The sequence below is a fragment of the Rhizobacter sp. genome, from assembly GCF_035702065.1.
GTDB lineage: Bacteria > Pseudomonadota > Gammaproteobacteria > Burkholderiales > Burkholderiaceae_C > Rhizobacter.
In genome coordinates this window covers 1-7,385 of record NZ_DASSRA010000033.1, presented here as the reverse complement: position 1 = coordinate 7,385, position 7,385 = coordinate 1, and the positions used below count along the sequence as shown (strand labels likewise).

6 protein-coding genes are annotated in these 7,385 nt (G+C 68.4%); all 6 read right to left on the bottom strand.

From position 1 onward, the window contains the following. Positions 1-1,358: IlvD/Edd family dehydratase (locus tag VFL64_RS01480; RefSeq protein ID WP_489538602.1), on the bottom strand; the 1,358-nt coding region annotated here is incomplete at its 3' end. Between the two features lie 16 nt (positions 1,359-1,374). Next, positions 1,375-2,352 carry a galactofuranose ABC transporter, permease protein YjfF gene (yjfF, locus tag VFL64_RS01475; protein ID WP_489538603.1) on the bottom strand — a complete coding sequence of 326 codons (978 nt, stop codon included), beginning with the start codon at positions 2,350-2,352 and terminating at the stop codon, positions 1,375-1,377. Between the two features lie 107 nt (positions 2,353-2,459). Continuing rightward, a complete protein-coding gene (locus VFL64_RS01470; protein ID WP_489538601.1) occupies positions 2,460-3,515 on the bottom strand; it encodes an ABC transporter permease in 1,056 nt (351 codons plus the stop codon). Beyond that, the gene (locus tag VFL64_RS01465) at positions 3,508-5,025 is read right to left on the bottom strand and encodes a sugar ABC transporter ATP-binding protein (RefSeq protein WP_489538600.1); all 1,518 of its coding nucleotides are present in this window, start codon (positions 5,023-5,025) and stop codon (positions 3,508-3,510) included. The genes VFL64_RS01470 and VFL64_RS01465 overlap by 8 nt, the downstream gene beginning before the upstream one ends. Positions 5,026-5,137: 112 nt before the next feature. Continuing rightward, positions 5,138-6,361, bottom strand: a complete 1,224-nt coding sequence (mmsB, locus tag VFL64_RS01460; protein WP_489538599.1) for a multiple monosaccharide ABC transporter permease — start codon at positions 6,359-6,361, stop codon at positions 5,138-5,140. Further along, on the bottom strand, positions 6,351-7,385 hold a 1,035-nt coding region (locus tag VFL64_RS01455), incomplete at its 5' end, for an ATP-binding cassette domain-containing protein (protein ID WP_489538598.1). The genes VFL64_RS01455 and mmsB, both read right to left, overlap by 11 nt.

The following is a 7,385-nucleotide window of genomic DNA, read 5'->3' as shown; positions in this document are numbered from 1 at the left end:
ACCTCGGCCATGCCGGGGTAGCCCTTGGGGCCGCAGTTCTTCATCACCAGCACCGAGCTGGCGTCGACCTCCAGGCTCTCGTCGACGATGCGTTCCTTGTAGTGGTCGAAATCCTCGAACACCACGGCGCGCCCGCGGTGCTTGAGCAGCTCGGGCGAGGCGGCCGAGGGTTTGAGCACCGCGCCGCGCGGCGCGAGGTTGCCGCGCAGCACGCAGATGCCGCCGTCGGCCAGCAGCGGCTTGTCGAGCGGGCGGATCACCTCGTCGTTGAAGTTGGGCGCGTCGCGCACGTTGTCCCACAGCGAGCGGCCGTTGACGGTGAGCGCGCCGGGGTGCGGCAGCAGGCCGTGCTCGCCCAGGCGGCGCAGCACCGCGGGCAGGCCGCCGGCGTAATAGAACTCCTCCATCAGGAAGCGGCCCGAGGGCTGCAGATCCACCAGCGTGGGCGTGCCGCGGCCGATGGTGGTCCAGTCTTCGAGCGCGAGCGGCACGCCGATGCGCCCGGCAATCGCCTTGAGGTGGATCACCGCGTTGGTCGAGCCGCCGATCGCGGCGTTGACGCGGATCGCGTTCTCGAAGGCCTCGCGCGTGAGGATCTTCGACAGCGAGAGGCCTTCGCGCGCCATCTCGACGATGCGCATGCCCGACATCTGCGCCAGCACGTAGCGGCGCGAGTCGACCGCGGGGATGGCCGCGTTGTGCGGCAGCGAGGTGCCCAGCGCTTCGGCCATGCAGGCCATGGTGGAGGCCGTGCCCATGGTGTTGCAGGTGCCGGCCGAGCGCGACATGCCGGCCTCGGCCGAGAGGAACTGGTGCAGGTTGATCTCGCCCGCCTTCATGGCCTCGTGCAGCTTCCACACCGCGGTGCCGGAGCCGATGTCCTTGCCTTCGAGCTTGCCGTTGAGCATGGGGCCGCCGGTCACCACGATCGCGGGCACGTCGCAGCTGGCCGCGCCCATCAGCAGCGCGGGCGTGGTCTTGTCGCATCCGGTGAGCAGCACCACCGCGTCGATGGGGTTGCCGCGGATGGCCTCTTCCACGTCCATGCTCGCCAGGTTGCGCGTGAGCATGGCGGTCGGGCGCAGGTTGGATTCGCCGTTGCTGAACACCGGGAACTCGACCGGGAAGCCGCCTGCCTCCGACACACCGCGCTTGACCGATTCGGCGATCTTGCGGAAGTGTGCGTTGCAGGGCGTCAGCTCGCTCCAGGTGTTGCAGATGCCGATGATGGGGCGGCCGTCGAACTCGTGTTCGGGGATGCCCTGGTTCTTCATCCAGCTGCGGTACATGAAGCCGTTCTTGTCGGCCGTGCCGAACCACTCGGTGGAGCGAAGTTTGGGTTTGGTGGACGAGGTCATGAGGAGGGTGTCGGGTTCAGGAAGGCCGGCCGCGACGCGCGGTGAACAGGCGCTGCAGCAGGCAGAAGAGGAACAGCAGGGCGCCGACGACGATGCGCGTCCACCACGAGCTGAGCGTGCCGTCGAAGGAGATGAGCGTCTGGATGATCCCGAGCATCAGCACGCCGAACAGCGTGCCGAAGATGTAGCCCACGCCACCGGTGAGCAGGGTGCCGCCGATCACCACCGCGGCGATGGCGTCGAGCTCCAGGCCCACCGCGTGCAGGCCGTAGCCCGAGAGCATGTAGAAGGTGAACACCACGCCGGCCAGCGCCGAGCAGAAGCCCGAGACGGTGTAGACGCCGATGATGGTGCCGCGCACCGGCAGGCCCATCAGCATGGCCGAGTGCTCGCTGCCGCCCACCGCGTAGACGGCGCGGCCGAAGGCGGTGCAGTGCGCCACGAAGATCGCGACGAGCAGCACGGCGATGGCGATCAGCGCGCCGACCGACAGCGAGGCCGTCTCCTCGCCGAACGACCAGACCGGGATGCGTGCCTGCGAGATGGCCGAGTAGGTCGGGTCGGTGATGTCGATCGAGTCGATGCTGATCAGGTAGCACAGGCCGCGCGCCAGGAACATGCCGGCCAGCGTGACGATGAAGGGCTGCAGGCGGAAGCGCTCGATCAGGAAGCCCTGCAAGGCGCCGAAGGCCGTGCCGATGCCCAGCACCAGCGGGATCACCAGCGCCGGCGGCCAGCCGTGGCGTTGCACCAGCGTGGCCGACACCATGGTGGTGAACGCGATCACCGAGCCCACCGAGAGGTCGATGCCGCCGGCCAGGATCACGAAGCTCATGCCGACCGCCACGATGATCAGGAAGGCGTTGTCGATGAACAGGTTGAGGAAGACCTGGGCCGAGAAGAAGCCGGTGTACGAGACCGAGCCGATGGTGGCCATCAGCATGAAGAGCGAGATGGTCGCGGCCAGGGGCACGTATTTGGGGTTGAGCTTCATCGGGGAACGCACGGCCCGGTCGTTGTCATGCCGGCGCACGCCGGCATCCACTCGTGGCAGTGGATCCCGACCTTCGTCGGGATGACGGGTGGATGTGGTGCTGCTGCTCATGGCCGCACCTCCCCGCGCGGTGGCCGCTGCACCAGGGACCGCACGCTGTCGCGGAACTCGGCCGACTGCAGCAGCATCACCGCGAACACCACCACCGCCTTGACGACCAGGTTGATCTCGGGCGGTACGCCCAGCGAGTAAATGGCATACGTGAGCGTCTGGATGATCAGCGCCCCCAGCACGCTGCCGACCAGGCTGAAGCGCCCGCCGGTGAGCAGGGTGCCGCCCAGCGTGACGGCCAGGATGGCGTCGAGCTCGATCAGCTGGCCGGCGTTGTTGCCGTCGGCGCTCTTGACGTTGGAGCTGATCAAGAGGCCCGCGATGCCGGCGCAGGCGCCGCAGAACACGTACACGCCGATGGTGATGGCGCGCGCCTTGATGCCCGCCACGCGCGAGGCCTCGGGGTTGATGCCGACCGACTGGATGAACAGGCCCAGCGCCGTGCGCGTGATCGCCAGGTAGAGCGCGATGAACACCGCCGCCACGATGAAGAGCGAGAACGGCAGGCCCAGCAGGTAGCCGCTGCCCAGGAAGAAGTAGGGCGCGTAGTAGATGGTAATGATCTGCCCGTTGGTGATGAGCTGCGCGATGCCGCGCCCGGCCACCATCAGGATCAGCGTGGCGATGATGGGCTGCATGCCCACGCGTGCCACCAGCAGGCCGTTCCACAGCCCGCACAGCGCCGCCACCGCGATGGCCGCCAGGATGGCCAGCGGCATCGGGAAGCGCGTGACGTGCGTGGCCACGCCATCGACCACCACCAGTGCGCCGCCGATCATCCAGGCCGCAAGCGCCGCGGCGATGGCGACCACCGCACCGACCGAGATGTCGATGCCGCGCGTGGCGATCACGAGCGTCATGCCCAGCGACACCAGCATCAGCGGCGCCGCGCGGTTGAGGATGTCGATCAGGCTGCCGTACAAGTGGCCGTTGCGCCATTCGAGGTGCAGGAAGCCGGGGTTGAAGATGGCGTTGACGGCCAGCAGCAGGAACAGCGTGACCGCGGGCCAGGCCAGGCGGTGCTGGAAGAGGCGTGCGACGCGATCACGCATGCTCGTGCTCCGCGGCGATGAGTTCGTAGACCGCGGCCTCGCTGCTGCCGGCGGGCAGCTCGCCCACCTTGCGGCGGTCGCGCAGCACGGCGATGCGGTGCGACACGCGCAGCACCTCGCTCATCTCCGACGAGATGAACAACACCGCCATGCCGCCCTGCGCCAGGCGCAGGATCTCGTCCATGATCTCCTGCTTGGCGGCCACGTCGATGCCGCGCGTGGGCTCGTCGAGGATCAGCACGCGCGGCTCGGTGGCGAGCCAGCGCGCGATCACCGCCTTCTGCTGGTTGCCGCCCGAGAGCAGGGCGATGGGCCTGTCGACGTCGGCGCACTTGATGCCCAGGGCCTTGACGAAGCGCTCGGCCAGTTCGGTCTGTTCGGAGGGCGACATGAAGCGCCGCACGCCTTGCCGTGCCTGCAGCGCCAGCGCGATGTTCTCTCGCACCGACAGCTCGGCCACGATGCCGTCGGTCTTGCGCTCTTCGGGGCACAGTGCCAGGCCCTGCGCGATGGCGTCGGCCGGGTTGGAGAAGTGTGCGGCGCGGCCATCGACCTGCAGCGTGCCCTGGTCGGGCGACTCCAGGCCGAAGAGCAATCGCGCGAGCTCGGTACGGCCCGAGCCCAGCAAGCCGGCCAGGCCCAGCACCTCGCCAGCGCGCAGGCTCAGGCTCACCGGCTGCAGCTTGCCGGCCTGGGCCAGGCCCTCGGCCTGCAGCAGCGCCGGAGCGTCGCTCTGCGTGCCGGACAGGGGCACGGCGGCGCCCGCGCTGGCGGCGAACTCGCGGCCCAGCATGGCCGAGATCAGTGCCTGCGGCCCGAGCTCGGCGGCAGGCCACTCGCCCACCCACTGGCCGTTGCGCAGCACCGTGATGCGGTCGGACACCGCGTACACCTGGTTCAGGAAGTGCGTGATGAAGACGATGGCCATGCCCTCGCTGCGCAGGCGGCGCAGCACGGCGAAGAGCTTCTGCACCTCGTCTTCGTCCAGGCTGGAGGTGGGCTCGTCGAGGATCAGCACCTTGCTCTGCACGCCCAGCGCGCGGGCGATGGCCACCATCTGCTGCACGGCCACCGAGCAGCTGCCCAGCAGCTGCGTCACGTCGATGTCGAGCCCGATGCGGCCCAGCAGCTCGCGGGCGCGGCGGTTCACCTCGGCCCAGTCGATGCGAAAGCCCTGCAGCGCGCCGCAGCGCGGGTAGCGGCCGGCGAACACGTTCTCGGCCACCGACAGGTTGGGGCAGAGGTTGACCTCCTGGTAGACGGTGCTGATGCCGAGCTTCTGCGCCTCCAGCGGCGAGCGCGGCTGGATGGGCTCACCGGCCAGGCGCATCTCGCCGCGGCTGGCTTCGAACACGCCCGTCAGCACCTTGATCAGCGTCGACTTGCCGGCGCCGTTCTGGCCCATCAGGGCGTGGATCTCGCCGGGGAAGAGGCGCAGCTGCACGTCGCGCAGCACGCTCACGCCGGCGAAGCTCTTGTCGATGTTCGTCAACTCAAGGATGGGCGTCATGACCGCCCCCCGCTCGCCGGGTACGGCGCGCGGTCCCCCGAGGGGGCTCGGGCCGGCTTGGGAGCGGCCCGGCGCTCGGCCCGCGTGTCTAGGCAGTGCAGGAGGCAACTCATCACTTGTTCTTGTTGTAGACGTCCACGAACACCGCGGCGAGCAGCACCAGCCCCTTGATGACCTGCTGGTAGTCGATGCCCACGCCGAGGATGGACATGCCGTTGTTCATCACGCCCATGATGAAAGCGCCGATCACCGCGCCCATCACCTTGCCCACGCCACCCGAGGCCGAGGCGCCGCCGATGAAGCAGGCGGCGATCACGTCGAGCTCGAAGCCCAGGCCCGCCTTGGGCGTGGCGGTGTTCAGGCGCGCGGCGAAGACCAGGCCCGCCAGCGCTGCCAGCGCGCCCATGTTGACGAAGGTGAGGAAGGAGAGGCGCTGCGTCTTGATGCCCGACAGGCGTGCCGCCTTCTCGTTGCCGCCCAGCGCGTAGATGCGCCGGCCGACGGTGGTGCGCGTGGTGATGAAGTCGTAGGCGACGATGAGCACCGCCATCACGATCAGCACGTTGGGCAGGCCCTTGTAGGTGGACATCAGCCAGCTGAAGGCCAGGATGATGAGCGCGAAGGCCGCGTTCTTGAGCAGGAAGAAGAGGTAGGGCTCGGTGACCATGCCGTGCCGCGCGAGCTGGGCGCGGCCGCGCACCTTGAAGACCACCAGCAGCACCGCCGCCACCGCGCCGATCAGCAGCGAGGTGGTGCGCAGCGTGTCGCCGCCCAGGGGATCAGGGATGAAGCCCGAGCTCAGCTTCTGGAACAGCTCGGGGAAGGGGCCGACCGACTGCCCGGCCAGCAACGCCAGCGCCAGGCCCTTGAACACCAGCATGCCGGCCAGCGTGACGATGAACGACGGGATGCGCGCGAAGGCGACGAACCAGCCCTGCGCCGCGCCGATGGCCGCGCCGACCGCGATGCACACCAGCGAGGCGGCGACAAAGTTCCATTCGTGCTGCACCATCAGCACCGCGGCCACCGCGCCGATGAAGCCGCTCACCGAACCCACCGACAGGTCGATGTGGCCGGCCACGATCACCAGCAGCATGCCCAGCGCCATGATCACGATGTAGCTGTTCTGCAGCACCAGGTTCGTGAGGTTGAGCGGGCGCAGCAGGGTGCCGTCGGTCAGGTACTGGAACAGGCCCATGATGGCCACCAGCGAGATCAACATGCCGTACTCGCGCAGGTTGTTCTTCAGGAAGCCGGTGGTCGAACTCGGCGCGGCCGGTGCGTTGCTGGCCGCCGGCGAGGCGGACGAGGTGGGAGGGATTTGCTCACGCTGCATGGACGGAGCCTCCGGATTTGACGATGGCGTGCATGATTCGTTCTTGTGAGGCCTCGGCCACGGGGAATTCGGCGACGAAGCGGCCTTCGTTCATCACGTAGATGCGGTCGCACATGCCGAGCAGTTCGGGCAGCTCGCTGGAGATCATCAGCACGCCCTTGCCCTCGCTCGCGAGCTTGTCGATGATGGTGTAGATCTCGTACTTGGCACCCACGTCGATGCCGCGCGTTGGCTCGTCGAGGATGAGCAGCTCCGGCTTGGTGAACAGCCACTTGCTGAGCACCACCTTCTGCTGGTTGCCGCCCGAGAGGTTGACCACTTGCTGGTCGACGCCGGAGCAGCGGATGTTCATGGCCGCGCGGTACTCGCGTGCCACCTTGAACTCGCGGCCGGTGTCGATCACGCCGCCGTCGGCCACCCCTTCCAGGTGGGCCAGGCTGATGTTCTTCTGGATGTCTTCTTCCAGCACCAGCCCGTAGCCCTTGCGGTCTTCGGTGACGTAGGCGAGGCCGCAGTCGATGGCCTTGCGCACCGTGCTCACGTCGACCGGCTTGCCGTGCATGAGCACCGTGCCGCTGATGCGCTGGCCGTAGCTGCGGCCGAAGATGCTCATCGCGAACTCGGTGCGCCCCGCGCCCATCAGGCCGGCGATGCCGACGATCTCGCCGCGCTTGACGTGCAGGCTCACGCCCTTGATCTGCTCGCGCTCGGCGTGCTGGGCGTGGTACACGCGCCAGTCGCGCACCTCGAACACGGTGTCGCCGATGCTGGGCATGCGCGGCGGGTAGCGGTGCGCCATGTCGCGCCCGACCATGCCGCGCACGATGCGGTCTTCGCTCACCGGCGTGTCGCCGCAGACGATGGTCTCGACGGTGCTGCCGTCGCGCAGCACGGTGATGGCGTCGGCCACCTTGGCGATCTCGTTGAGCTTGTGCGAGATGAGGATGGAGGTCACGCCCTGCGCCTTGAGCTCCAGCAGCAGCTCGAGCAGCGCGTCGCTGTCGCTCTCGTTCAGGCTGGCGGT